25 protein-coding genes, 3 tRNA genes and 1 other annotated feature are annotated in these 25,463 nt (G+C 56.4%); of the genes, 23 read left to right on the forward strand and 5 right to left on the reverse strand.

The window, feature by feature from the left end:
- The first annotated feature begins 47 nt into the window (after window positions 1-47).
- From ACTQY1_RS06485 to ACTQY1_RS06510, 6 genes are all read left to right on the forward strand, one after another.
- A complete protein-coding gene (locus tag ACTQY1_RS06485) occupies window positions 48-665 on the forward strand; it encodes a hypothetical protein (RefSeq protein WP_279127945.1) in 618 nt (205 codons plus the stop codon).
- A gap of 52 nt (window positions 666-717) precedes the next feature.
- On the forward strand, window positions 718-1,128 hold the full coding sequence (locus tag ACTQY1_RS06490; protein WP_441368908.1) for a hypothetical protein: 411 nt from the start codon (window positions 718-720) through the stop codon (window positions 1,126-1,128).
- A gap of 732 nt (window positions 1,129-1,860) precedes the next feature.
- Window positions 1,861-3,069: a M20 metallopeptidase family protein gene (locus ACTQY1_RS06495; protein WP_441368907.1), complete on the forward strand. Its 1,209-nt coding sequence runs from the start codon at window positions 1,861-1,863 to the stop codon at window positions 3,067-3,069.
- Between the two features lie 13 nt (window positions 3,070-3,082).
- Window positions 3,083-3,676 carry an SGNH/GDSL hydrolase family protein gene (locus tag ACTQY1_RS06500; protein ID WP_279127942.1) on the forward strand — a complete coding sequence of 198 codons (594 nt, stop codon included), beginning with the start codon at window positions 3,083-3,085 and terminating at the stop codon, window positions 3,674-3,676.
- On the forward strand, window positions 3,673-4,059 hold the full coding sequence (locus ACTQY1_RS06505; protein ID WP_302157921.1) for an acyl-CoA thioesterase: 387 nt from the start codon (window positions 3,673-3,675) through the stop codon (window positions 4,057-4,059). Before ACTQY1_RS06500 ends, ACTQY1_RS06505 begins: the two co-directional genes overlap by 4 nt.
- Window positions 4,060-4,096: 37 nt before the next feature.
- The gene (locus tag ACTQY1_RS06510) at window positions 4,097-4,849 is read left to right on the forward strand and encodes an EFR1 family ferrodoxin (RefSeq protein ID WP_441368906.1); all 753 of its coding nucleotides are present in this window, start codon (window positions 4,097-4,099) and stop codon (window positions 4,847-4,849) included.
- Window positions 4,850-4,892: 43 nt separating this feature from the next.
- On the opposite strand, the gene ACTQY1_RS06515 is transcribed toward ACTQY1_RS06510, so the two are convergent.
- From ACTQY1_RS06515 to ACTQY1_RS06525, 3 genes are all read right to left on the reverse strand, one after another.
- The gene (locus ACTQY1_RS06515) at window positions 4,893-6,374 is read right to left on the reverse strand and encodes a sodium-dependent transporter (RefSeq protein WP_441368905.1); all 1,482 of its coding nucleotides are present in this window, start codon (window positions 6,372-6,374) and stop codon (window positions 4,893-4,895) included.
- Between the two features lie 112 nt (window positions 6,375-6,486).
- Window positions 6,487-7,959 carry a sodium-dependent transporter gene (locus ACTQY1_RS06520; RefSeq protein WP_441368904.1) on the reverse strand — a complete coding sequence of 491 codons (1,473 nt, stop codon included), beginning with the start codon at window positions 7,957-7,959 and terminating at the stop codon, window positions 6,487-6,489.
- Between the two features lie 168 nt (window positions 7,960-8,127).
- The gene (locus tag ACTQY1_RS06525; RefSeq protein ID WP_288310372.1) at window positions 8,128-8,535 is read right to left on the reverse strand and encodes a hypothetical protein; all 408 of its coding nucleotides are present in this window, start codon (window positions 8,533-8,535) and stop codon (window positions 8,128-8,130) included.
- Between the two features lie 435 nt (window positions 8,536-8,970).
- On the opposite strand from ACTQY1_RS06525, the gene ACTQY1_RS06530 reads away from it, so the two are divergent.
- Entirely contained in the window at window positions 8,971-9,765 is a 795-nt protein-coding gene (locus ACTQY1_RS06530; RefSeq protein ID WP_441368902.1) for an HAD family hydrolase, read from the forward strand.
- 1 nt (window position 9,766) lies between these two features.
- Window positions 9,767-10,675 carry a hypothetical protein gene (locus ACTQY1_RS06535; RefSeq protein WP_302574159.1) on the forward strand — a complete coding sequence of 303 codons (909 nt, stop codon included), beginning with the start codon at window positions 9,767-9,769 and terminating at the stop codon, window positions 10,673-10,675.
- Window positions 10,676-10,719: 44 nt separating this feature from the next.
- On the opposite strand, the gene cysK is transcribed toward ACTQY1_RS06535, so the two are convergent.
- Window positions 10,720-11,661, reverse strand: a complete 942-nt coding sequence (gene cysK / locus ACTQY1_RS06540) for a cysteine synthase A (protein WP_302574161.1) — start codon at window positions 11,659-11,661, stop codon at window positions 10,720-10,722.
- Window positions 11,662-11,871: 210 nt separating this feature from the next.
- On the reverse strand, window positions 11,872-12,570 hold the full coding sequence (cysE, locus tag ACTQY1_RS06545) for a serine O-acetyltransferase (RefSeq protein WP_154487835.1): 699 nt from the start codon (window positions 12,568-12,570) through the stop codon (window positions 11,872-11,874).
- Window positions 12,571-12,612: 42 nt separating this feature from the next.
- Window positions 12,613-12,830: a binding site (T-box leader), on the reverse strand.
- Between the two features lie 137 nt (window positions 12,831-12,967).
- Between cysE and ACTQY1_RS06550 the strand changes: the two genes are divergently transcribed.
- From ACTQY1_RS06550 to ACTQY1_RS06620, 15 genes are all read left to right on the forward strand, one after another.
- Window positions 12,968-13,693, forward strand: a complete 726-nt coding sequence (locus ACTQY1_RS06550; protein ID WP_022487654.1) for a L,D-transpeptidase — start codon at window positions 12,968-12,970, stop codon at window positions 13,691-13,693.
- A gap of 272 nt (window positions 13,694-13,965) precedes the next feature.
- Window positions 13,966-14,409 (forward strand): Fur family transcriptional regulator, encoded by a 444-nt coding sequence (locus ACTQY1_RS06555; RefSeq protein WP_154487834.1) that lies wholly within the window; start codon window positions 13,966-13,968, stop codon window positions 14,407-14,409.
- 136 nt (window positions 14,410-14,545) lie between these two features.
- Complete coding sequence (locus tag ACTQY1_RS06560; RefSeq protein ID WP_302574165.1) at window positions 14,546-15,331, forward strand: MBL fold metallo-hydrolase; 786 nt, start codon at window positions 14,546-14,548, stop codon at window positions 15,329-15,331.
- Between the two features lie 14 nt (window positions 15,332-15,345).
- Complete coding sequence (locus ACTQY1_RS06565; protein ID WP_195839606.1) at window positions 15,346-16,476, forward strand: S1C family serine protease; 1,131 nt, start codon at window positions 15,346-15,348, stop codon at window positions 16,474-16,476.
- A complete protein-coding gene (rlmH, locus tag ACTQY1_RS06570) occupies window positions 16,473-16,955 on the forward strand; it encodes a 23S rRNA (pseudouridine(1915)-N(3))-methyltransferase RlmH (RefSeq protein ID WP_022487650.1) in 483 nt (160 codons plus the stop codon). The genes ACTQY1_RS06565 and rlmH overlap by 4 nt, the downstream gene beginning before the upstream one ends.
- 116 nt (window positions 16,956-17,071) lie before the next feature.
- Window positions 17,072-18,196, forward strand: a complete 1,125-nt coding sequence (locus tag ACTQY1_RS06575; protein WP_022487649.1) for a DUF362 domain-containing protein — start codon at window positions 17,072-17,074, stop codon at window positions 18,194-18,196.
- A gap of 98 nt (window positions 18,197-18,294) precedes the next feature.
- A complete protein-coding gene (locus tag ACTQY1_RS06580; RefSeq protein WP_441373926.1) occupies window positions 18,295-19,041 on the forward strand; it encodes a metallophosphoesterase in 747 nt (248 codons plus the stop codon).
- A gap of 172 nt (window positions 19,042-19,213) precedes the next feature.
- Window positions 19,214-19,287 (forward strand) — tRNA-Gln (locus ACTQY1_RS06585).
- A gap of 113 nt (window positions 19,288-19,400) precedes the next feature.
- Window positions 19,401-19,474: transfer RNA gene (locus ACTQY1_RS06590), tRNA-Gln, on the forward strand.
- Between the two features lie 12 nt (window positions 19,475-19,486).
- Window positions 19,487-19,561 (forward strand) — tRNA-Glu (locus tag ACTQY1_RS06595).
- Between the two features lie 118 nt (window positions 19,562-19,679).
- A complete protein-coding gene (locus tag ACTQY1_RS06600; protein WP_441368901.1) occupies window positions 19,680-20,645 on the forward strand; it encodes a FecCD family ABC transporter permease in 966 nt (321 codons plus the stop codon).
- 38 nt (window positions 20,646-20,683) lie between these two features.
- Entirely contained in the window at window positions 20,684-21,250 is a 567-nt protein-coding gene (locus ACTQY1_RS06605) for a flavin reductase family protein (protein ID WP_022487645.1), read from the forward strand.
- 186 nt (window positions 21,251-21,436) lie between these two features.
- Window positions 21,437-23,827 carry a phosphoenolpyruvate synthase gene (ppsA, locus tag ACTQY1_RS06610; protein ID WP_022487644.1) on the forward strand — a complete coding sequence of 797 codons (2,391 nt, stop codon included), beginning with the start codon at window positions 21,437-21,439 and terminating at the stop codon, window positions 23,825-23,827.
- 89 nt (window positions 23,828-23,916) lie between these two features.
- The gene (locus tag ACTQY1_RS06615) at window positions 23,917-24,582 is read left to right on the forward strand and encodes a helix-turn-helix transcriptional regulator (RefSeq protein ID WP_154487829.1); all 666 of its coding nucleotides are present in this window, start codon (window positions 23,917-23,919) and stop codon (window positions 24,580-24,582) included.
- A complete protein-coding gene (locus ACTQY1_RS06620; RefSeq protein ID WP_347567405.1) occupies window positions 24,575-25,396 on the forward strand; it encodes a pyruvate, water dikinase regulatory protein in 822 nt (273 codons plus the stop codon). Before ACTQY1_RS06615 ends, ACTQY1_RS06620 begins: the two co-directional genes overlap by 8 nt.
- Window positions 25,397-25,463: the final 67 nt, after the last annotated feature.

Below are 25,463 nucleotides of genomic sequence, written 5' to 3' on the forward strand. Positions count from 1 at the left end.
TTTCAACGAGAGCTTGGTGACCTATCCTCAGGGAAGAGGTATGTTGTATGAAAAATTACATCTCGGTAATTTACCAATATTATCCCCGGAATTTACCATGGGGGACTTATGCGTATCAGCAATCTGCAGAATATAGGAAGTATAAAGAAACGGTCTGCCGTTTTCAGGAAAATTCTCCTCTGGACTTTTATGATGTCTTGAAAAAAGGTCTACCTCATTTTTCCATTTTGGATTGGTGTAATTTTGATCTTTATCCGGATCGGGAATACAAAATCCTGCTGGCCCCAGATCAGCCGTATTTGGATGATGATCAGGCCCTTTTCCAGAGGTTGGCCGGGACTGTTGATGAACTGATTGTATTTGTGAGTCCGTTGCTTCCCGTATTCTATCTGTTGGAACAGCATACCTGTCAAACCGCAGAATGGTATATTTTTACCAATCAGGCAACCAGCGACAAGACAGTAGAAGTCAAAAACGCAGTACGAAAGACATTTCATGCATTCGGATATCAGGAGATAACTTATCAGGAAGCCAGCCGGATTATTCCCGCCGTTTGTACAGAATTGAAAAATACGGGACAAGCCTCTGTATTTGACTGTCTATTTGAGGACGGGGTAACAATCTGTCCTGATTTTTATAAGAAAGTAAAGAGGCGAATCAAATAGAATAAATGTGGTCGTGAGATTACGGCTGGCATAAGGAGATAAACTGATCCATATGAAAAAAGCTGCGGGGATAGTCATAGGAGTCATTTCAATCTGGCTATTGGTTTCTTCTCTGTATTTTTATGACGGAAGCCGCTACGAAATCAGCAAATATGAAGGCAAATATTGGCTCCATGATGATGTGAGAGCATTTACCATTGAAAAGGACGGGCAATCGCTTCAATGGGACAGAAGATACATTTACAGTTATGGAAAAAGCGGATTTGTCATCATTGATAAAAAAGACAACATGCTGAGAGTCCTGTTTGACAGGAAAACGGACGAGTTTCAAAAAAATAGTATGACAACTCAGGAAAAAAGATTTCCAGAGTATCTTCAGATTATCAGTTTTTCCGATATGAATGAAAGGGAAAAGAATATTTATCATGCGCTGCAGAACACCTCTGGAACCTACAAATGGTAAAATATAAAAAGGGCGGCCTGGTCTTGTTAATAAAGGGGTGTTCCAACTGGCTGGCTTTGAAAAAGAAGGTCTGGAGGCGTGGAATCGAGTTCCAGTGTCAGGCTCTGGCTTAGGTACTGGAAGCCTACGATGCTAAACTGGTCAGGAATATGATGATTGCAGTATATGTTGTTGCATTTCCGGCCGGAGGTTCCGTACCCCTGCCAAGGGATTCGGTCCTTTCAGGACCTCATGCCCCCACCACCGGACATGGGGGAACCCCCTACCCGCTGACGCGGGTCCTTTCCCCCTTTTCCACAGGATTAGGATGTTCCTATTCGTCACATCCGTCGCGGGGGACACATCTGGAACGCTCCCACAGGGCGGACTTGGCCTCCGGCCTTGCTGGCACTTTGTACGGGTATACATCGATTCTCCGGGAGCCGGGTGGACACCCTTTGGGCGGCCGGGACGGGTTTGCCTGCGGCGACCTCCTACATCGTTGGGGTCAGAGGCTCGTACATCTGGCGAGCCGCCGGTTGTGCGGCCTCTACGGGCCCATACTCTTCACTCTGCACTCTTCACTTTCAGAAATGAATGAATAACTATACTGTGATGAAGGCTTTACCGAGAACTTGTTGACACATACCCGGCTAACAGTCCCCATTTCCAAATCTCCCCAAAAATGGTAGAATAACCCTGTTGATTGCAAAGTTTTTCTGATGTTTTCATTGGATTTTGGAGGGGATTTCCATGGATGTACTGCATATGACGGAAGATGCTTTGGAAGCGCAATGTATTGAATGGCGCCGGTGGTTCCACGAACACCCGGAAGTGAGCACGGAAGAAAAGAATACCTCGGAGAAGATTTTCAATATCCTGAAGGACCTGGGACTGGATCCGGTCCGGGGCCAGGGCCACTACGGGGTGGCGGCTACCATCACCGGAAACAACCCCGGGCCCATGGTGGCTCTCCGGGCGGATATGGACGCCCTTTCCGTCAAGGAAGATACAGGACTGCCCTATGCTTCGAAAAATCCCGGGGTAATGCATGCCTGCGGCCATGACATCCACATGACCACCCTGCTGGAAACGGTTCTTCGGCTGCTCCGGCGGAAGGACGAAATCCAGGGCAGCGTCCGGCTGCTGTTCCAGCCTTCGGAAGAGCTGGCTCCCACCGGCGGCGCCCGGTATATGATCAAAGACGGGTTCCTGAAGGACGTAAAGGCGGTATTCGGTCTCCATGTATGGCCCAACTTTGTCTGCGGCCAGATCGGGGTAAAGCCCGGGGCCATGATGGCCGGTTCCGACCGGATCAAGGTGGTGATCAAAGGCCGGACTTCCCATGCAGGCCATCCTCAGGAAGGCATCGATGCCATTATGGCGGCAGCGGACTTCCTCCAGCAGGTGAGCCACATTGTCAGCCGGCGGGTGAGCCCTCTGGCCACGGCCACCATCAACATCGGCACCATCCACGGGGGATCCCGGTACAATGTGGTGCCTGATGAAGTGACCCTGGAAGGGACCATCCGGACCCTGGACGAAACCAACCGGAAACGGATCCCGGAATTCATCCAGGGCATCCTGGACGGCCTGAAGGCCTCTGCAGGCGTGGACTGCGAATTCAACTATTACTATGGCTACCCGGTACTGGACAACTGGCCGGTTCCGGAAAAAGTGGTGGAGGATACGGCCCGGCAGGTGCTGGGGGAAAAAGGTCTGGCGTCCCATGTGGTGCCGGATCTGACGGCGGAAGACTTCGGCTTCTACATGCAGGATATCCCTGGCTGCTTCCTGTGGCTGGGCTGCGGCACCGAAGGGGAACCGGTCCACGGCCTCCACAACGCCAAACTCTGTCCCAACGAAAACGCCCTGGTGGTGGGCTCCAAGCTCATGAGCCAGGTGGTGATCAACGCCCTGGAGGCTCTGAACCAGGGTGTGGATTTCAGCAAAAAAGACTGAAGGAGAAATTTTCATGAAAATGGCTTTTATCGGTGACAGCCTGGTAAGCTGCACCAACGAAACCCTGGCCAACACCTGGTATGACATCGCTTCCAAAAAGATGGGCTTTGAGGTGGTGAACAACGCCGCCGGGGGCAAACTGACCCTGGTCATGTGGGGCATGTTCAAAATGGATGTGGTGGATGAAAAGGCCGACGGGGTGTTCCTGTGCTGCGGCATGAACGACATCCTGCTGGACGAACCCATGAGCTCCATTGAAGAAAACATGGCCGGTACCCTGGACAAGGCCCGGGATGCAGGGCTGCCCATTGTGATCCTGGGGATCCCGCCTTTGACGCGGATCGAAAGTACGGAAAAGGGTTGGCAGCTGCCCAGTGAATTTGAAAAGCACAATGCGGCCCTCCGGGAATACCGTCAATGGCTCCAGGAAGAAGCAGAACGCCGGAACCTGCCGGTGCTGGACTATGAACAGGTTCTCAGCGAAGCGGAAAAGAAAACCGGCCGGAGCATGTTCCAGGACGGCCTCCATCCCAACAAGGAAGGGTACCAGGCGGTAGCGGAAGCCTTTGAAAAAGTGCTGAAAGCCGCCCTCCAGGAGCAGGCATGAAGCTGGAACACAACCAGCCGGTGGTCATGACCCGGTCCGTGATGCTGTCCATGGCCAATTCCGCCGGACACCTTTTCGGTGGCACCCTTATGGGCTGGATGGACGAACTGAGCGGGATCACCGCCCACCGGTTCGCCTGGACCCGGGTGACCACAGCTGCTGTAAAAGGCATGAACTTTTACGTGCCCATCCCCTACGGTACGGTCCTTCAGCTGGAAGGCCGGGTAATCCGGGTGGGGAACACCTCCATGGAGGTGGAAGTGGTGGCCTGGCTGGAACCGGAACAGGAAGACCAGGAGCCCGTCCGGGCGGCGGATGCCCTGTTTGTGTACGTATCCCTGGACGAAAACCGGAAACCGAAAAAAATCCAGCGGTCTCTTTGAGACGCTGGATTTTCTGTATCAGGAAAGGAAGCAAACCATGATTTATTATTTTTCCACCACCGGCAATTCCCTGGCCCTGGCCCGGAAACTGGCCGCCGCCCTGGGGGACGGGATCTGTTCCGTCACCCGGACCAGGGAAAAGACACTGGAAGGGCCGGCCGTCGGCCTGGTGTTCCCGGTGTACTACGGGGATGTGCCTGCCAATGTGCAGGAGTTTGTCCGCAGCCACGCTTTCCCGGAAGGCGCCTGTGTGTATGCCCTGGCCACCTGCGGCAGTACCTGGGGCCGGACCTTCCGGACCCTTCAGCAGCTGCTGGGAGAAAAGGGCTGCCGGCTTGCCTGGAGCCGGGCAGTACCGCTTATCGCCAACAGCACCATCTGCATGAAGTCCCATATCGGGTATGACCTGAAAAAACTGGACAAGGAGGAGGCCCTGGTCCGGGAAGGGGCGGAAGCGGTGAAAAAACGGAAGGAAGACCATTCCCAGGAACAGGATTCCCTGATGGCCGGGCTTTTTGACACCTGGCTGGGACGGAAAATCGGGAACTGGTATCTGGCTGTGCAGGTGGCACCGGACCGGTGTGTCCGCTGCGGGGAATGTGTACGGCTGTGCCCTGTGGAAAACATCCATCTGGGGGAAAAAGCGGCGGTGATGGGGGACCATTGTCTCCACTGCCTGGCCTGCCTCCATGGCTGTCCCCATCAGGCCATCACCGCCCGGGGCCGGGTGGTATTGAAAGAAGACCAGTACCGGCATCCGGGAGTGACGGTGCAGGAGTTGGAACGGTAAACAGAGGGGGTGCTGCACGTTGCGTGCAGCACCCCCGTTTTTCTTATTCTTTTTTTGTTCCGCGTCCCTTTACGCAATACCCGATCCACCCCAAAAACACCAGGGCGATGACCATCCACTGGGCCAGGGCGGTGGGGCCCTGTTTGGCGAACAGGTCGTCGTAGCCTTTCAGGTAGATGGCCAGGATCACCAGGGGCAGGCCGTAGGTGTAATACAGTTTCCATTGGTCAGCCAGGTTCCGTCCGGCACCCTGGTTCACTTCCTCCAGGAAGTGGGTCCAGCCCCAGCCGTTTTTCCGAGTGCAGAACAGCACAAAGGTCAGACCGCCCAGAGGCAGCAGGTTGTTGGAGACGATGAAATCTTCCAGATCCAGGACACCGGTGCCCGGCCCCAGAGGCTGGAAATCGCTCCACAGGTTGAAGCCCAGCACGCAGGGAATGCTCCCCAGGGCAATGAGGGCAAATACGAACCAGGCGGCTTTGGGCCGGTCCCAACCCAGCAGTTCCCGGAAGCAGGCAATGATGCTTTCCATGACCGCAATCACCGTGGACAGGGCTGCAAAGGACAGGAACACAAAGAACAGGCTGCCCCAGATCCGGCCTCCCGGCATCAGAGTGAACAGGTTGGGGATGGTGAGGAAGATCAGGGAAGGGCCGGCATCCGGCTGGATCCCATAGGCGAAGCAGGCGGGGATGATGATGAAGCCGCTCATGAGAGCCACAAAGGTGTCCAGAGCGGTGATGGTCAGGGCTTCTCCCGGCAGGCTCCGCTTTTTGTCCATATAGGAAGCAAAGATCATCATGGCTCCGTTGCCGGCGCTGAGGGTGAAAAAGGCCTGGCTCATGGCGGCATAGATCACATTTCCCCAGCCCAGTTTTTCCAGAGAAGCGAAATTGGGTACCAGGTAGAATTCAATGCCCTTTTCCGCTCCCGGCAGGAACAGGGAATGGACCGCCAGGATGATCATCAGCAGCAGCAGGGCGCTCATCATCACTTTGGTAATCCGCTCGATGCCTTTTTCCAGTCCCATATAGCACACCAGGAACCCCAGGAGGCAGGACAGGAAGGTCCAGAAGCCCATGGAAAGAGGCTGGGCCAGCATCTCTTGGAAGGTGGTCTGGATGAAGGCCGGAGACTGGCCCACAAAGGTTCCTTTCAGATGGAGCCAGCAGTAGTTCAGCATCCACCCGGTAACCGTGGTGTAGTACAGCATCAGCAGGATGACTCCGGCAATGCCAATGTATTTCAATCGGGGCCAGCGGCTGCCGGCGGGAGCCAGCCTGTCGAAGCAGCGGGCTACGCTCTGGCGGCTGCTGCGGCCCAGGGCGAACTCACACAGGAGCACTGGGATCCCCAGGATCAGCAGGAAAATCAGGTACAGAAGGATGAAGGCGGCCCCTCCGTACTGGCCGCACAGATAGGGGAATTTCCACACATTGCCGATGCCGATGGCGCAGCCGGCGCTGACCAGGATGAAGCCCAGACGGGATTGGAAGGAATCACGGGTGCTTTGCTGTTCTGACATAAGACTACCTCACTTCTATGCTACGAATGATTAATATGTTACAATTTTACAATAAATGTCTGGGGAATGCAAAAAAAAAATAAGGGCTGCTGCCTGTGCAACAGCCCATTTTTCATGCTTTCTTTCTTGACGCTGTGTAGAATATGAATCCCAAAAACAGTGCTGCCAGGACCAGCCACTTGGCCAGGACTTCCGGGCCCTGTTTGCTGAACATGTCGTAATACCCTTTCAGATAGATGGTGATGATCAAAAGGGGCAGCACATACAGAAGGTAATTCCGGAGGGACGACGGCAGGTTCCGGCCTTCTCCGTCATTGGCTTCCGCCAGGAAATGGGTCCAGCCCCAGCCGTTCTTTTTGGTGCAGAACAGCACAAAGGCCAGGCTGCCCAGAGGCAGCAGGTTGTTGGAGACGATGAAATCTTCCAGGTCCAGGATGGAAGACCCGGGGCCCAGGGGCTGGAATCCGCTCCACAGATTGAAGCCCAGGACACAGGGGATGCTCAGGAGCACAATGGCCAGCCCATTGACGGCCACGCTTTTTTTTCGGCTCCAGCCGTACAGGTTCATGCCAAAGGCGATGATGTTCTCAAATACGGCAATCACCGTGGACAGGGCTGCAAAGGACAGGAACACAAAGAACAGCATGCCCCAGAACCGGCCGCCCGGCATCTGGACGAACAGATTGGGAATGGTCAGGAAAATCAGGGAAGGACCGGCGTCCGGCTGGATCCCGAAGGCGAAGCAGGCGGGGATGATGATGAATCCGGCCATGAGAGCCACAAAGGTATCCAGCGCTGTAATGGTGGAGGCCTCGCCGAACAGGCTCCGGCCGTGGGGCAGGTAGGCTCCGAATATCAGCATGGCTCCGATGCCGATGGACAGGGTAAAGAAGGCCTGGCTCATGGCGGCGTAGATCACATTCCCCCAGCCCAGCTGGGCCAGGGTGTCAAAATTGGGTACCAGGTAGAACCGGATCCCTTTTTCCGCTCCTTCCAGGAACAGGGAGTGGCCGGCCAGGACGATCATCAGCAGCAGCAGGGCGCTCATCATCCATTTGGTGATCCGCTCCACCCCGTTCTGGATTCCCAGGTAGCAGACACCGAAGCCCATGGCACAGGTGAGCACCATCCAGAACAGCAGGTTGGACGGATCCTTGAGCATGGTTCCGAAGGTGGCGGTGATGAACTGGGGCGAGGCTCCCACAAAGGTGCCGGTAATGTGGAGCCAGCAGTAGTACAGCATCCAGCCGGTAACCGTGGTGTAGTACATCATCAGCATGTAGCAGCCCACGATGCTGATGGCCTTGAACCGGTGCCAGCAGGTGCCGGGAGGTTCCAGCGCTTCGAAGCTTTTGGCGGCGCTGCAGCGGCTGCCCCGGCCGATGGCGAATTCGCAGACCATCACCGGGATCCCCATAATGAGCAGGAACACCAGATAGATCAGGATAAAGGCGGCGCCTCCGAACTGGCCGCACAGGTAGGGGAACTTCCACACATTCCCGATGCCGATGGCACAGCCGGCGCTCACCAGGATGAATCCCAGCCGGGAGCTGAAGGATTCTGTAGATACACCTTTCTCAGACAAAAAAACACCTCATTTCAAAATGTGACAATTCAGTGATTTATATTGTATTATAGTCTGGAAGAAGTTGCAACCTTATTGTTTTACTCAGAGCCAGCGAAGCTGGCATCCATCGGCCATTGACCGTTGACAGCTGACAGCGGCGGCCCTGTGGACGCCGCTTATCGCCGCTTATCTCGCCTTCGGCTGGATCATGGGCGGAGTCTGGGCCTTGACCTTGGGACCGGTGGGCACGGGGCCCTGAGGCTGGGCAGGCTGGGGCAGAGGAGCGGCGGTTTGTTTGTTCATGGCCGGGGTCTGTTTCTGTCCGGCCTGGGGGAGAGATTTTTTCGGCCCTGCCGTCTTGGAACCGGTTTTCTGCTGGTCCATGATCCGGTTCCGCTCCTGGGCCGCTTTTTCCTCTGCCCGCTGGGTGGACAGGCTGCGCCAGAAAAAAAGACCGGCAGCCAGTACGGCAATCAGGATGATGGACAGGAGACGCTGGGGGGAGAAACGGTGTCTTTCCCTTGAAGAAGAGGCTGCCTCCGGCTGCTTTCCCTCCGGAAAGCCCGTCAGCCATTTCATGATTCTGCGAAGCATGGCAAAAATCCTTTCTTATAGAAAAAAGTACCGCCCGACTGAGCAGTCTGGCCGGCAGAATCTATTGTACATTTCCTGGGGGGAAAAAACAATGGAAAAGGTTGGAGTCGGGAGTCAGAAATCCTAGGAAAGAATCCGTCTGGCGGAAGGATCCTCGTAAAGAATGACACGGCAATCTTGTCAGAGAAATCCCCTTACGGTATACTGGTATCCAGCAATGAACATGCAACGCAGTATCGTTTTCCAGAAAAGGAATCAAAAATATTTTATCTGAGTTTTGCCACAGACGTTGTAGGGGCTCGCCGCAGGCAAGCCCTTCCCGGCCTGCGGTTTTTATGTTTAAAACCATCTGCCTTGGAGATGGTCTCCTTTGGCGTGAGACTGTGTTATAATAGGAAATCATTACAAAGCTATCACTGACAAAGGAAGGAATCCATGGCTAAAAAATATTTTTTCTTTGATATCGATCGGACCCTGGGGCTGGGAATCACCGGGCAGGTGCCGGAAGACACCCAGTACTGTGTGGATGAACTCCAGCGGCAGGGGCATTTTGTGGCCCTGGCCACAGGACGGCTCCAGTGCGATGCGGCGGCTTTTGCGGCCAAACACGGCATCCGTTCCATGGTGGCCGACGGGGGCAACAGCCTTACGGTGGACGGGAAGATCCTGGAGATGGAAGGGCTGCCCCTGGCATCGGCCAAGGCCCTGCTCCGGGAACTGACGGAACGGAACCAGCCCTGGTCCGTGGTGCTGGACAACACCCTGGACCGGTACACTCCCTATCCGGATTATCCCCGGGAGGATCCGGGAAACTACATGAACACCAAAGTCCAGCCGGTGGACATCGACGGCCTGGAACAGGTGTACAAAATCATGTATGTCCGGGAACAGCCGGGTACGGAACCGGCGGACCGGCGGCAGCTGCCCCATCTGCCCTTCATCGACAACACCTGGCTGGTGGAACCGGTGGACAAGGGGGCCGGCATCGAAAAGCTCATGGGCCTTATGGGAGCGGATCCCAAAGATGCGGTGGTGTTCGGAGACGGACTCAATGACATCACCATGTTCCGGAAGCCTTTTTTCGGGGTGGCCATGGGGAACGCCCGGCCGGTGATCAAGGACCGGGCGGACTACATCACCGACGACAACGACAAGGGAGGCATCCTCAATGCCTGCCGGAAGTTCGGGTGGATAAAAGATGAGTGCAGAGGAAAGAGAGGAGAGGAGTAAGATGAAGATTTGGAAAATCGTGACAGGGGTGCTGGTGTTCAGCCAGATTTCTCTGGGGATGGCCCTGGCGGCGGCCCCGTCCCTTGATAAAATCGTCAAACCTTCCAAGGGCTATGTGTGGCGTCTGGATGCGGCCAACAAACTCCGGCTGCCCCGGTCCTGGCGGGTGGATGATGCCAACCGGATGAGCGGCAGCGGCCAGCCTTCCATCCTGAATCTGGCGGCGCTGACCCAGGAACTGCAGAAACAGGGCATCCAGCCAAAACAGGTGATCCTGGTGGACCTGCGCCAGGAGGACCATGGATACCTGAACGGCACGGCGGTAAGCTGGTACGGGGACAACAACTGGGCCAATGTGGGAAAATCCGATGCCGCCATCCGGAAGGAGGAAGTCCGGCGGCTGGAAAAGGAAGAAAACCGGGAAACACCCTACTACCATCTGGATAAAAAGAAAAAGCCCCATTACAAGGGAACGGAAAAAGTCCAGGCGGCCCTGACGGAACAGCAGGCAGCGGCTCTGTTCGGCTTGGGCTATGCCCGGTTTGCCAGTACGGACCATACCTGGCCGGAACCGGCGGAAGTGGACGCCTTCCTCCAGTGGCAGAAAAACCTGCCGGCGGATGCCTGGCTCCATTTCCACTGCCAGGCCGGGAAAGGCCGGACCACCGCCTACATGATCATGCGGGATATCTGGCTCAACGGGCAGCAGGACAGTCTGGAAACCATCTGCGCCCGGCAGCATGCCCTGGGGGGACAGGATGTGCTCCACATGACCCATAAGGAAGGGTGGCGCCAGACCATCGACGACCAGAAAATCTACCGGCTGAAGCAGTTCTATACATATGTAAAAGAACTCCAACAGGGAAAAATCACCCAAAGCTGGACGGATTATCTGAAAGAGAATCCGTGAAAAAAGGAGTGCTGCACATTGAGTGCAGCACTCCTTTTTCGGTCTCAGTCTTCCTTCTTCAGGAACCCGGGAGTGGTCAGGTACCGGTCTCCGTTGTCCGGCAGCAGCACCACCAGGGTCTTGCCTTTGTTTTCCGGCCGTTTGGCTACTTCTACGGCAGCATACAGGGCAGCCCCGCCGGAAATCCCGATCAGGAACCCTTCATGATGGATGAAGTCCCGTGCGGTTTCGTAGGCCTGGTCCGTGGAAGCCGTGAGGATTTCATCGTAGATCTTGGTGTTCAGGGTCTTGGGCAGGAAGTTGGTGCCGATGCCCTGGATCTTGTGGGGACCGGGTTTGCCCTGGCTCAGCAGGGGAGAATCCGCCGGTTCCACAGCCACCACTTTTACGGACGGTTTCTTTTCCTTCAAATATTCCCCAACACCGGTCAGGGTACCGCCGGTACCTACACCGGCTACGAAAATATCCACAGCACCGTCGGTGTCATCATAGATTTCCGGGCCCGTAGTGGCTTTGTGGGCCGCCGGGTTGGCCGGGTTGTCGAACTGTTCCGGGATGAAGCTGCCGGGAATGGAGGCGGCCAGTTCCTTGGCTTTTTCCACAGAGCCTGCAATGCCTTTCTTGGCTTCGGTCAGCACCACTTCAGCACCATAGGCGGCAATCATGTTCCGTCGTTCAATGGACATGGTTTCCGGCATTACCATAATGGCCCGGTAGCCTTTCATGGCAGCCACAGCCGCCAGGCCGATGCCCGTGTTGCCGCTGGTGGGCTCAATGATCACACCGCCCTTTTTCAGCACCCCCCGTTTTTCCGCATCTTCAATCATGGCCTTGGCAATCCGGTCCTTGGCGGAGCCAGCCGGGTTGAAGCTTTCCAGCTTCACCAGCAGCCGGGCCTGGAGGTTCTTGTCCGCTCCGAACTTCACCGGTTCCAGCAGAGGGGTATGGCCGATCAGATCCAGTACGCTTGTATAGATTTTAGACATAATCATCTCTCCTTTATCACTGACAGAAATGGAATTTTCAACATTCAATGCATTTGAACTGCGTTCCCGGGAACGTCAACATCGGGGTCCCAGGGGCTTGTTCCACCAGTTTTGCTGCAAGGGGAAAACCTCCTTTTTCCAAGGAAAATACTAGGATATCTCTGCCGAAAAAAAGTGCCAGAGCACTTTTTTCGGAAGTTGACAACACAATCAGCGGAAGTTCACAACCTGCTTCAGGACCGGACCTTCCTGCTGGGCCTTCAGATCACTGACCTGCCGCTTCAGCAGGGCCACCTGTTTTTCCAGGGCGGCGATCTGGTCCTCAATGGGATCCGGCAGCCGGTTGTGGTTCAGGTCCACGTCCCGCTCAGAATGGGCGGGAGCCACCCGGACCCCCTTCCGGGCCACCACATGGCCGGGGATGCCCACCACCGTGGCATAGGGAGGGACTTCCTTCAGCACCACGCTGCCGGCACCGATCTTGGCGCCTTCTCCCACGGTGAAGGAACCCAGCACCTTGGCTCCGCAGGCCACCACCACATAATCTCCGATGGTGGGATGCCGTTTGCCCTTTTCCTTGCCGGTGCCTCCCAGGGTCACCCCCTGGTACAGGGAAACATTGTTTCCAATAATGGTGGTTTCCCCGATGACGATGCCGGATCCATGGTCAATGAACAGCCCTTCCCCGATCTGGGCCCCGGGATGGATCTCGATGCCGGTGGCCAGCCGGGCCAGGGTGGAAATGAAACGGGCGGTGACGAACCAGGATCTTTTATAGAAGAAATGGGAAAGCCGGTAGGCCCAGATGGCGTGGAGTCCCGAGTAACAGAGCACGACTTCCAGGGTGTTCTTCACCGCCGGATCCCGTTGTTTGATGACTCGGATGTCGTTGCGCATGGATGCAAACATAGCTTTCTCCTCCCCTTTGGATACAAAAAAAGACCGCCTCTTCCCAGAGGCGATCTCTCGCGGTTCCACTCTGATTGCAGCCAGACTTCGGCTGCCTCTCATACCGGTAACGGCGGCTGCCCGGAAGGCCCTACTTACGTTCAGGTCTTCAGCTCCCAAAGGCATTCCATCTTCTGAAGCTTCGGCGCAAACTTTCAGCCGGTGATTCGCGCTCTCTGTGCCACTTTTTGAAGTGTACTTGTTTTGGTCATTGCCATTGTGTTTTTCACGTTGACTGTATAGTAAACTTTTTCGATACACTTGTCAAGAGAATTTTAAAAAATTTTAAAAGGGAGGGGTTGCAGGGAGAAAGGGGGGATGGTATCATAAGGCTTGCATAAAGAAAGAGGGATGTTTTATGGACGGAAGGAAAAAGAGGACGGAAGGGTCCCGGAACCATAGAGGAAAGACCGTAATGCTGGGGGTATCCGCCCTGGTGTTCCTGGGGGTGCTGCTCACCGGCTGCTTTGCCCTGGGGTACAAGGGCGTGGGAGCTCCCGGGCCTACGGTGCCGGTCAAAAAGACGGAAACGGTGAAAAAAGAACAGCCGGCCCTGCCGGAAAAGAAGGAGACACCGGTGGAAAGCCTCCAGAAGAAACAGGAGGAACCCAAAGCGGCGGAACCCCAGCCGGCGGCGGAGCAGCCTCTGGTGCCCGGGAAAAAGTACACGGTGCTGGTGGACAAAAGCGACCACAAACTGTACCTGAAGGACGGGGATACGGTAGTCCGGACCTGGGGCTGTGCCATTGGCAAAGGAGGCCTGGGCCAGAAGGAACGCCGGGGAGACAACATGACCCCTGTAGGGACCTTCCGGGTTGATGAAATCGACGACGCTTCCGGCTGGACCCATGATTTCGGAGACGGCAACGGAGAGATCCAGGGAGCTTACGGACCCTGGTTCCTGAGCCTGGATACGGAAGACCTGAGCCAGGGGAACTGGGACGGCATCGGGATCCACGGTACCCATGATCCAGCTTCCATCGGCACCGACGCTTCCGAAGGCTGCGTCCGGCTGGACAACGGCAACCTCCGGGAACTGGAAAAAGTGGCCTATGTGGGGATGCCGGTAACCATCCAGGACTGATATTCATGGCCCATTCATGGAAATAGGGTATGCTGGGAACCCTTGAAGGAAAAAGTTCTATTGACTCGGAATGGATTTTACCTTTTCTGCCGACACAAAGAATAAAATAAAAAGTATAAAGAAAAGTAATAATAACTATTGAAAACCTTTAAGCCCTTATTTTACATGGTGTAAATCAACAAAAAACTGTTGACGAAAAAGATACAAAAAGTTATACTAATTGTAGTAATCATTATCCAAAAGTGCAAGACGCAAAATAGCAAAATAAAGGAATGGAGGTGTTGATTACGCTTACTGCTGCTGAACTGGCCAAACTGCTCCGGGACAACGGATGCAAGGTGACCCCTCAGAGACTGGCTGTTTATGACATGCTGGCCCATACAACGGAACATCCTACAGCGGAAATGATCTACAACAAGGTGAAGGAAAAATACCCCACCATGAGTTTTGCCACGGTGTACAAATCCGTGGAGATTTTCAGCAAGCTGCACATCATCCAGGTGCTGAACACCGGGGAAGACAGCTTCCGCTACGATGCCAATGTGATGGAACATCCCCACATCCGCTGCATGAAATGCGGCAAAGTCTGTGATGTGCCCCATCTGGACGCCAAAGCCATCGAAGATAAGGTGGCCAAGGAAACAGGCTTTACGGTACAGGGCCATCAGTTCTACTTCTACGGGCTGTGCGCAGACTGTCAGAGCCAGAAAAACTGAACCTGAAGAAAAAATGCCGGACTCGGAGAGTTCGGTGTTTTTTTACATTTCTTTCCCGGTTTTTGCTATAATAATAAGTATAATAGCGGGGTGGGAACATCTGCCCCGACATTTTTGTATGGAACGGTGTTATCCCATGACCTTAACCAATTTTGAAGTGGACGTGCTGGCCAGCGGCAGCAAGGGGAATTCCACCCTGATCCGTGCCGGTCAGACGGCCATCCTGATCGATGCGGGGATTTCCTGCCGGCGGATCGTCCAGGGCCTGAAGCGCTGCGGACTGGAACCGGAAGATCTCAGCGGGGTGTTCCTGACCCATGAACACAGGGACCATGTGGCCGGACTGGATGTATTCGCCCGGCACTACAGCTCCGTTCCGGTGTTTGCCAACGAGCGGACCTGGGCCCAGCTGCCTGTCCGGCGCCAGCTGCCCCGGCCTCAGGTACGGGTGATTCCCCGGAGCTGTACCATGGGGAACCTGCGGATCGAACCGTTCCGGATCCCTCACGATGCAGCGGATCCGGTAGGATATGCCATCTTCAACGGAGATGAGAAATGCACCTACCTGACGGACTGCGGGGTGATTACCCAGGCCGTGGAGCAGGCGGCGGAAGGGGCTTCCGTCATGGTCCTGGAAGCCAACCATGATGAGTCCATGCTCCGGAACGGGCCTTATCCGGTGGCCCTCCAGAACCGGATCCTGGGCCGGGAAGGCCACCTGTCCAACCGGACGGCAGGGCAGTTCCTTACTTCCCTGGAAGACCCTCCTTCGGAAGTGATCCTGGCCCATCTCAGTGAAAAGAACAATACGCCGGATGTTGCCTACCGGACCGTACGGGAAGTCCTGGAGGACTGTCCCCGGACCCGGGAAATCCAGCTGTATGTGGCACAGCAGCAGGAAATGGTCAGCAATGTCCGCTGAAAAGGAGTAAAACCATGAAACATACCATTACCAAGAAAACCCTGAGCACCCTGGTGGCTCTTTCTTTAAGCGCCAGCTTCCTCACCGCCGGCTGCGGCCTGGCCAGCAACAAGACGGCTGCCAAAACGGAAAACAAGCCGGCCCTGACCCAGGAACAGCAGACCAAAAAGGCGGAAGCCAATATGAGCGCCGCCCGGAACACCCCCATTGTCCAGGCCGCCAAGAAGGTGGGCCCGGCTGTAGTGGGTATCACCAACAAGGCCCTGGTACGGGATTACTTCAACCGGACCCAGCTGGTGGAACAGGGCAGCGGTTCCGGGGTGATCTACAGCAAGGACGGGCTCATCGCCACCAACAACCATGTGGTGGCCGGGGCCCAGGAAATCGTGGTGAGCCTGCCTGACGGAAAGACCTATAACGGAAAAGTGCTGGGCACCGACCCCAATACGGATCTGGCGGTAGTGAAAATCGATGCAGATGAGGAACTGCCGGTGGCGGAATTCGGGGATTCTGATTCTCTGATGGTGGGGGAACCGGCCATTGCCATCGGGAACCCCCTGGGCATGGAATTCCGGGGCAGTGTCACCGCCGGGGTGATCAGCGCCCTGAACCGGTCCCTGGACATGGGTGAACGGCGGTTCCGGCTGATCCAGACCGATGCGGCCATCAACCCGGGGAATTCCGGCGGGGCCCTGGTGAACGCGGACGGTCAGGTGATCGGCATCAACAGCGCCAAGATCGCCGCTTCCGGGGTGGAAGGCATCGGTTTTGCCATTCCCATCAACGAAGCCAAGCCCATCCTGAAGGAACTGGCGGAAAAAGGACGGGTGGTCCGGCCTTATCTGGGGGTCAGCCTGCTGGATCAGACCCTGGCCAAACGGCTGGGCATCGATCTGGACCTGAGAGGAGGGCTGTTCGTCGTAAAGATGTTTCAAGACGGTCCTGCATACCGTGGAGGCATTCGTCCAAACGATATTATCGTTAAGTTCAACGGTACTAAAGTGGCTTCTGTAGCCGATCTCCGGGATGCCCTGGGCAAATGCCAGGTGGGACAGCAGGTGCCGGTGACCATTCTCCGGGGAGATGAAGAAGTGAACAAGACCGTCACTCTTACGGAAATGCCCCAGCAGAGCAGCCAGCAATGATCAGGATCACCCTGGCCTGCGCAGGCAAACTGAAGGAAAAGTACCTCCGGGAGGCGGAACAGGAATTCACCAAGCGGCTGGGCGCTTACTGCCAGCTGGAAACCCGGTGCATCAACGAAGAGAAGATGCCCGATGATCCGTCCCCGGCGGTGAAGGAACAGGTGCTGGCCCGGGAAACGGACCGGATCCTGAAGCTGATCCCGGAACACAGTTTCGTCATCCTGCTGGATCTTACGGGGAAGGAAATCTCTTCCCCCCAGCTGGCGGAAAAAATGGAACAGTGGATGGTGGAGGGGGTGAGCCATCTGACCTTTGTGATCGGAGGTCCGTTTGGCTACACCGACGCCCTGCGGAAACGGGCGGATTTCCGGTGGAGCTTCTCACCGCTGACCTTCACCCATCAGATGATCCGGATCCTGCTTTTGGAGCAGATCTACCGGGCCTTCAAGATCATGCGGAAAGAAAAATACCATCACTGAAAAAGACCGGACTGGAACCTGCAGGTTGTGCGGAATCCGAGAGGGACCAGCCCGGCTTTTTGGAAAACAGCGGATAGCGGGAGTGCTCCCGGTTATCCAGCAAGGGGAGTGGAAACATGGAAAAGGCAAAAGTGTATTTTACGGATTTCCGGTGTCCGGTGGGCACCAGTGCACTGGAGAAGCTCCAGCGGCTGTGCAGGGCAGCCCATATGGGAGACATTGACTTCCAGGGGAAATTCACCGCCATCAAGATGCATTTCGGGGAACTGGGGAACCTGGCCACCATCCGGCCCCAGTATGTAAAGGCGGTGGCGGACCTGGTGAAGGAATGGGGCGGCAAACCCTTCCTCACCGACTGCAACACCCTGTATCCCGGCAGCCGGAAAAATGCCCTGGACCATCTGGACTGTGCCGCCATCAACGGGTACAACACCATTACCACCGGCTGTCAGGTGATCATCGGGGATGGCCTCCGGGGCACGGATGAAGTGGAAGTGCCGGTTCCCGGCGGGGAATACATCCAAAAAGCCAAAATCGGCCGGGCCATTATGGATGCGGATGTATTCATCAGCCTGGCCCATTTCAAGGGCCATGAAGCCACCGGCTTCGGCGGTGCGGTAAAGAACGTGGGCATGGGCTGCGGCAGCCGGGCCGGGAAAATGGAACAGCATTCCTCCGGCAAGCCCAAGGTGGATGAAGAACTGTGCCGGGGCTGCGGCCGGTGTGCCAAAGAATGCGGCAGCGATGCCATTTCCTATATCAATCACAAGGCTCACATCGATGAGGAAAAATGTGCCGGATGCGGCCGCTGCATCGGGGCCTGCGGGTTCGACGCCATCCAGAGCGTCCAGTGGGATGCCAATGAGCTGCTGGACCGGAAAATGGCGGAATATGCCCTGGCCGTGGTCCATGGCCGTCCCTGCTTCTATATCAACATGGTGATGGATATTTCTCCCAACTGTGACTGCCACGGGGAAAACGACGCACCCATCCTGCCCAATATCGGCATGTTTGCGTCCTTTGACCCCATTGCCCTGGATCAGGCCTGTGCCGATGCCTGTCAGAAGGCCCAGCCCCTGCCCAACAGCCAGCTGGCGGACCACCTGGCCCAGAAAGACTGGGAATGTCACCACGACCACTTCCTGGACAGCAATCCCCGGGTGGACTGGGCCACCACCCTGGAACACGGAGAAAAGATCGGGCTGGGGACCAGAGCGTATGAACTGGTTGCGCTGAAATGATCAGAGAGGGTACTGCGGCCATAGGCGGTACCCTCTTTTTATCCATCTGGAACCCTCCGGACAAATAGGGTACAATAGGGGAAAAGGAGGTGGATCAGATGGCACTGTATGCCTTGGGAGATCTCCATCTGGCCTTTCAGCGGCCGGAGAAATCCATGGATGCCATGGGGCCCGTCTGGGTCCGCCACGAGGAAAAAATCTGGAAGAACTGCCAGGAACTGGTGCAGCCGGGGGATACCCTGGTGCTGGTAGGGGATCATTCCTGGGGACGGAAGCTGTACCAGTGCCGGGAGGACCTGGACTTCATCGCCAATCTGCCGGGACGGAAGATCCTGATCCGGGGGAACCATGACATGTTCTGGGAAGCCCAGAAAACCGACGCCCTGAACCAGGAGTATGCCGGAAAACTCTTCTTCCTCCAGAACAATTTCGCAGCCTATCGGGACTATGCCCTGGTGGGGACCAAAGGATTCACCTTTGAGGGACCCTTTCTGATCAACCGGTTTACCGGAGAAGTGCTCAGCTGGGATCAGGAGGCGGAAAAACACGCTCAAAAACTGGTCCGCCGGGAAGCCATCCGTCTGGAGGATTCCTTTCGGAAAGCCCAGGGCGCGGGGTATCGGAAGTTCCTGGTGTTCCTCCACTATCCTCCCACCAATATCCTGGAAGAGGAGAGCATCTTTACCCGGATGGCGGAGAAATACGGAGCGGAACAGGTGATCTATGCCCACTGTCACGGAAAAGCCCAGTTCCAGGACAGTATCCTGGGGCTCCATAAAGGCATCCGGTACCGGCTGGTCTCCGGAGACTACCTGGATTTCCGGCCGGAAAAGATTTTGGATTGAAAGTTTTTCACATGAAAAATAAAAAACAGGGGGAAAGCAGGAGTTTTTAGTTTCCATGTTAAAAACTTTTGCTTTCCCCAATTTTTTTAGAAAAAAGTAAAAAATCCCTTGCATTTTTTTGCCCTCCGTCGTATACTAAGAAAGTACTCTTTGAGAGAGCAAAGAGAGTTACTCCGGGATGGTGTAATGGTAGCACAGGAGATTCTGGATCTTCTAGTCTGGGTTCGAGCCCTAGTCCCGGAGCCATTTTTTTTATCCAGAAACCGGCCACTGCGAAAGCGGTGGTTTTTCTTTTGGCATTTTGGGAAAAATCCTTGCAATTTCTTTCGGGTATGCTATAATAATTGAGTAAGCTTTCTTCCGGGATGGTGTAATGGTAGCACAGGAGATTCTGGATCTTCTAGTCTGGGTTCGAGCCCTAGTCCCGGAGCCATTTTTTTATCTTGGCGCCATGGTCAAGCGGCTAAGACGTCGCCCTCTCAAGGCGAAATCACGAGTTCGATTCTCGTTGGCGCTACCAGGTCAATACGTGGGAATCCCCTATGGGCCATGCACTCGTGAGGATGGAACTGCATTATATAAAAGACAGACGCTCCCTTTGGGGAACGTCTTTTTTGTTTGTGAGAAAGGAGAAAGACATGAAAGGAAAAGCCTGGGCCAGGCTGCTGGGACTGCTGCTGGTTCCGGTGTGCCTCCTGTCCCTGTTCAGCGGCCAGGTGCCCGTGTCTCCCCTGGGGCTGTTCCAAGGAGGATGGAGCCCTTTGGAAGTAAATGTGCTGTGGAATCTCCGGCTGCCCCGGCTGCTGCTGGGGCTGGGTACGGGAGCGGCTCTGGGGGCTTCCGGCACGGTCCTCCAGGGCATCTTCGGGAATCCCCTGGCGGATCCGGGGATCCTGGGGGTCACCGGCGGGGCTTCCCTGGGGGCGGTGGTGATGCTGCTCACCGGGCTGCCCCAGAAAAGCTACTGGTTCCTGCCCCTGGGGGCCTTTGCCGGGGCGGCCCTGGCCTCCTTTCTGGTGGGGCTCCTGGGCAGCCGGAGCCATGACCGGGTGAAGCTGCTCCTGTCCGGGGTGGCGGTGAGCCTGCTCTGCGGGGCCCTGACCGCCGGCCTTCTCAGCTTTGCCCCGGACGCCGTTATGCGCCAGTACTTTTTCTGGACCCTGGGGAACCTGGGAGTGGGCACCTGGCTCCAGGTGAAGCTGCTGCTGCCGGTGCTGGCAGGGGTGCTGGCCGTCCTGTGCCTTTGGGGCCGGCAGCTGAATGTGCTGAGCCTGGGCGAGGAACAGGCCCTGTCCCTGGGAATGGATGCCCCCTTCTGGCGGAAACTGCTGCTGGGGTGGCTGGCCCTTCTGATGGGACTTGGGGTATGCGCCGGAGGGAACATCGGTTTTGTGGGGCTCCTGGTGCCTCACTGCCTCCGGCTGCTGGCCGGACCGGACCATCGGACCCTGCTGCCGCTCAGCGCCCTGGGCGGGGGTCTGTTCCTGGTGTTCTGCGACAGCCTGGGCCGGCTGCTCCTGCCGGGGGGAGAGATCCGGGTGGGGATCATTACAGCTCTGTTCGGGGCCCCCTACTTCCTCTGGCTGCTGTGCCGGAAAAAGTGACAGTTATGGTATAATGGAACCAAAGGAGTGTGATATCCATGCGGAAAGATTTTGGCGCAAAGCCCCTGACCTATCCTCAGCCGGTGTACATGATCGGGACCTATGATGAACAGGGTGTGCCGGATGTGATGAATGCGGCCTGGGGCGGCATCAGCAATGATACGGAGATTTCCTTCTGCCTGGCCCGGACCCACAAAACCGTGGCCAACCTGAAGAAAACAGGAGCCTTCACCGTGAGCATGGCCACGGAAGACCAGCTGGCGGCCTGCGATTACCTGGGACTGGTTTCCGGGAACAAGGTACCGGACAAAGTGGCCCGGGCCGGATTCCATGTGGAGAAATCCAGCCGGGTGAATGCCCCCATCATTGCGGAACTGCCCATGGTACTGGAATGCCGGGTAAAGAGCTATGATGAGGAAAACGAGCGGCTGGTAGGCGAGATCCTCAACGTAAGCGCTGACGAAAGCATCCTCACCGACGGGAAAATCGACCCGGCCAAACTCCGTCCCCTGGTGCTGGATCCGGTGAACCACACCTATCTGGTGGCGGAGCGCGCAGTGGGCAAGGCTTTCGCCCACACGGAAGCGCCGGGAGAAACAAAATAACATTTCAAAGCCAGCGGTGCTGGCTTCCTTGGGCCGTTGACTGTTGACGGCTGACCGCTGACCGGGGTCTGCTGCATTGGCAGCAGGCCTCCTATTTTTTCTCTTGATTATGCCGCATCATAGTGATATAGTATACACTATATCGAGGATATAACCGCCAATAGCGTAGAGTAAAGGAGCGATATTATGGATAAATCCAAAGCATACCTGTTGTGGTTCGAACAGCTGGAACGGAAAGATGTGGACATTGTAGGGGGCAAATCTTCGTCTCTGGGGGAAATGACCTCCAAGACTGATGTGCCGGTTCCCTACGGATTTGCCACAACCGCCTACGCCTACCGGTACTTCATCAAAGCAACCGGCCTGGAAGAAAAAATGCGCAGCCTGCTGGCCAGCCTCACCGATGTGGAGGACAATGAACAGCTGAGCACCGTGTGCGGTCAGCTCCGGGCCGCCATCATGGAACAGGAAATGCCCCAGGATCTCCAGGATGCCATCCGGGAAGCCTACGGGGAACTGGCGGCCAAGGTGGGGGAAGCCCAGCCCTATGTGGCCGTTCGCTCCAGTGCCACTGCAGAAGACTTGCCCGACGCCAGTTTCGCCGGCCAGCAGGATACCTATCTGAACGTCCAGGGAGCCGACAGCGTCATCGCCAAGGTGAAGGAATGTTACGCTTCCTGCTTTACGGACCGGGCGGTGTACTACCGGGAAAAACAGGGTTATGACCATCTGTCTCTGGCCCTTTCTGCCGTAATCCAGATGATGGTGTTCTCCAAGGCCGCCGGGGTCATGTTCACGGTGAACGTGGCCAACGGGGACGACAAAAACATCATGATCGAAGGAGCCTGGGGCCTGGGCGAATATGTGGTAGGGGGCATCGTCACCCCGGATACCTACATCGTATCCAAGGATGACATGAAGATCCTGTCCGCTACCGTCAACGAACAGGATGTGATGCTGGTCCGGAAGAAGGGCGGGGATACGGAAGAAGTGCCGGTGCCGGAAGCCGACCGGAAACGCCAGACCCTGACCAACCAGCAGATCCTGGAACTGGCCGGATACGCCAAGAAAATCGAAGCCCATTACGGCTGCTACATGGATATGGAATGGGGCATCGACGAACGGGACGGGAAGATCTGGATCCTCCAGGCCCGTCCGGAAACCGTATGGTCCCGGAGAAACAAGGAAAAGAAGGCGGCGGAAAAAATGGAAGAACAGGATACCAAGAGCGCCAAGGTACTGGTGAAAGGCCTGCCGGCCAGCCCGGGCATGGGCTACGGCAAAGTCCATGTAATCAAGGACCCCTCCGATATCGATGAATTCAAGGACGGGGAGATCCTGGTCACGGAAATGACCGCGCCGGACTGGGTGCCGGCCATGAAGAAGGCCCAGGCCATTGTCACCGACAGCGGCGGCATGACCTGTCATGCTTCCATCGTTTCCCGGGAACTGGGCATCCCCTGCATCGTGGGCACCAAGAGCCGGGGCACCGCAGCCACCAGCCTGCTCCACACCGGAGATGAGATTACCGTGGACGCCTCCAACGGGGTGGTGTTCGCCGGCAACCTCCAGGTGAAGAAAGCGGCAGCTGCCGCAGCACCCCAGACCCAGATCGTGGCCCAGGAAACCTTCCCGGTCACCGGCACCAAGATTTACATGAACCTGGGTGACCCGGCCCTGGCGGAAAAATACAGCAGCCTGCCCTGTGACGGCATCGGCCTCATGCGGGAAGAATTCATCTGGACCACCTACATCCATGAACATCCCCTGTATCTGATCCAGTCCGGCCATCCGGAAAAAGTGGTGGATGCCCTGGCTGACGGGTTCCGGAAAGTCTGCGCCGCCATGGCACCCCGGCCGGTGACTCTCCGGTTCAGTGATTTCAAATCCAGCGAATACCGGGATCTGAAAGGCGGGGAAGCCTTCGAACCCCACGAACCCAGCGCTCTTCTGGGCTGGAGAGGAGCCTCCCGGTACTATGATCCCAAATACACCGCCGCCTTCCGGCTGGAAATCGCCGCAGTCCGGAAAGTCCGGGAAGAATACGGGCTGAAGAACCTGAACGTGATGATCCCCTTCTGCCGCACCGTGGACGAAGCCCGGAAAGTGGTGGAAATCATGGCGGAAGAAGGACTCCACAGAGGGCCGGACTTCAAGGTATGGCTCATGGCGGAGATCCCGGCCAACATCATCCTGGCGGATCAGTTCAACCAGTTCGTGGACGGCTATTCCATCGGGTCCAACGACCTGACCATGCTGACCCTGGGCTGCGACCGGGACAACGATGTGATCTCCCACCTGTTCGATGAACGGAATCTGGCGGTGAAACGGGCCATCCGCCATCTCATCGATGTGGCCCACCGGGATGGGAAGACCGTGTCCCTGTGCGGCCAGGCTGCCAGCGTCTATCCGGAATTCGCCGCCTTCCTGGTCCAGAGCGGCATCGACAGTATGTCCGTAAACCCGGATGCGGTGAAATTCACCAAAAAGATGGTGGCCCAGGTGGAACAGCGGCTGATCCTGGACAAACTCACCGGACGGGGCCGGAACCTCCACGAGGAAGAACTGGCCTGGTAATAAAAAGAGGGGTGTGAATTCTTTCACACCCTCTTCTTGCACCCTGTTGCTTTTTCTTCTATAATGAGACTGAATCCAAGGGAAAGGAGATGAGTCCCATTCCTCTCAGTGCTAGACAGCGGAAAATTGCGGAAATCGTACGGCAGGAGGGCCCGGTGGCCGGGGAAACCATTGCCCGGGAACTGGGGCTCAGCCGGGCGGCCCTCCGGTCCGACTTGGCCATCCTGACCATGAGCGGCATCCTGGATGCCCGGCCCCGGGTGGGGTACTACTACACTGGCAAGAACACCCTGGGGCTCCTCCAGGAGGAACTGTCTTCCGTTACCGTGGAAGACATCAAATCCGTTCCCATTGTGGTGAGCAGCGAAAAAAGTGCCTATGATGCCGCCATCACCATGTTCCTGGAAGACGTGGGCACCGTATTCGTGGTAGAAGGGCCGGAAGGACTGCTCCACGGGGTGGTGTCCCGGAAGGACCTGCTGAAGGCGGCCCTCAACCCCGGGTCCGACCTGCACCAGCTGCCGGTGGCCATGGTGATGACACCGCTGAGCAAAATCGTCACGGCCAAGCCGGAGGAACCGGCGGCTTCGGCAGCCCGGCGGCTTATGGACCACGAAATCGACTGCCTGCCGGTGGTCCGGCCTCTGGATGAGGATCCCCGGCGGCTGAAAGTCCTGGGACGGGTGACCAAGACCAACTTTACCCGGCTCCTGGTGGAGCTGGCGGAAGGAAAGGGAGGGAATTATCATAGCTAAAGCACCGATCATCTATGCCATCTCTGACTCCATCGGAGAAACTTCGGAATCCGTGGTGAAAGCCACCACCAGCCAGTTTGTCCAGGAGAAATTCGATATCATCCGGGTGCCCTACGTAAAGAGCGTGGAGCAGATCGACAAGATCCTCACGGAAGCCAAGGAACAGAATGCCATTGTGTGCTACACCATCGTGTCCCCGGAAATGCGGAAGGCAGTGGCCCAGAAGGCCATTGAACTGGATGTGGAAGTGGTGGACATCCTGGGTCCTGTGCTGAAGGCCATCGAGAAGACCTCCGGGCTCCTGCCCAAGAACCAGCCCGGCCTGATCCATGCCCTGGACCATGAATACTTCAAACGGGTGGCGGCGGTGGAATTTGCCATCAAGTACGATGACGGGAAGAACCCCTGGGGACTGGCCAAGGCGGACCTGGTGATCATCGGGGTGTCCCGGACTTCCAAGACCCCTCTTTCCATGTACCTGGCCAACAAGCAGCTGAAGGTGGCCAACGTGCCTCTGGTGCCGGAGATCCCGCCTCCTGAGGAACTGTTCAAGGTGCCTTCCAGCCGGATCATCGGTCTTTTGATCGACCCCTACAAGCTCAACGAGATCCGCTGTGCCCGGCTCAAGGCCATGGGGCTCACTGACGGGGCCAACTATGCGGACATCCACCGGATCCAGGAGGAACTGGAATACGCCCGGGCCATTATGCAGCAGCTCCACTGCATGATCATCAACGTGTCCAACCGGGCCATTGAGGAAACCGCCAGCCTGATCCTGGAATATCTCCGGAAACGTTTTGACTACGAATCCTGAAAAGGGATTTTGTCAAGAGGAAATTTCTGTATTAGCAGGAATTTCCTCTTTTTTGTCGAATACATAC

The sequence above is a fragment of the Acidaminococcus sp. HCP3S3_G9_1 genome (genome assembly GCF_052122455.1).
Taxonomy (GTDB): domain Bacteria; phylum Bacillota; class Negativicutes; order Acidaminococcales; family Acidaminococcaceae; genus Acidaminococcus.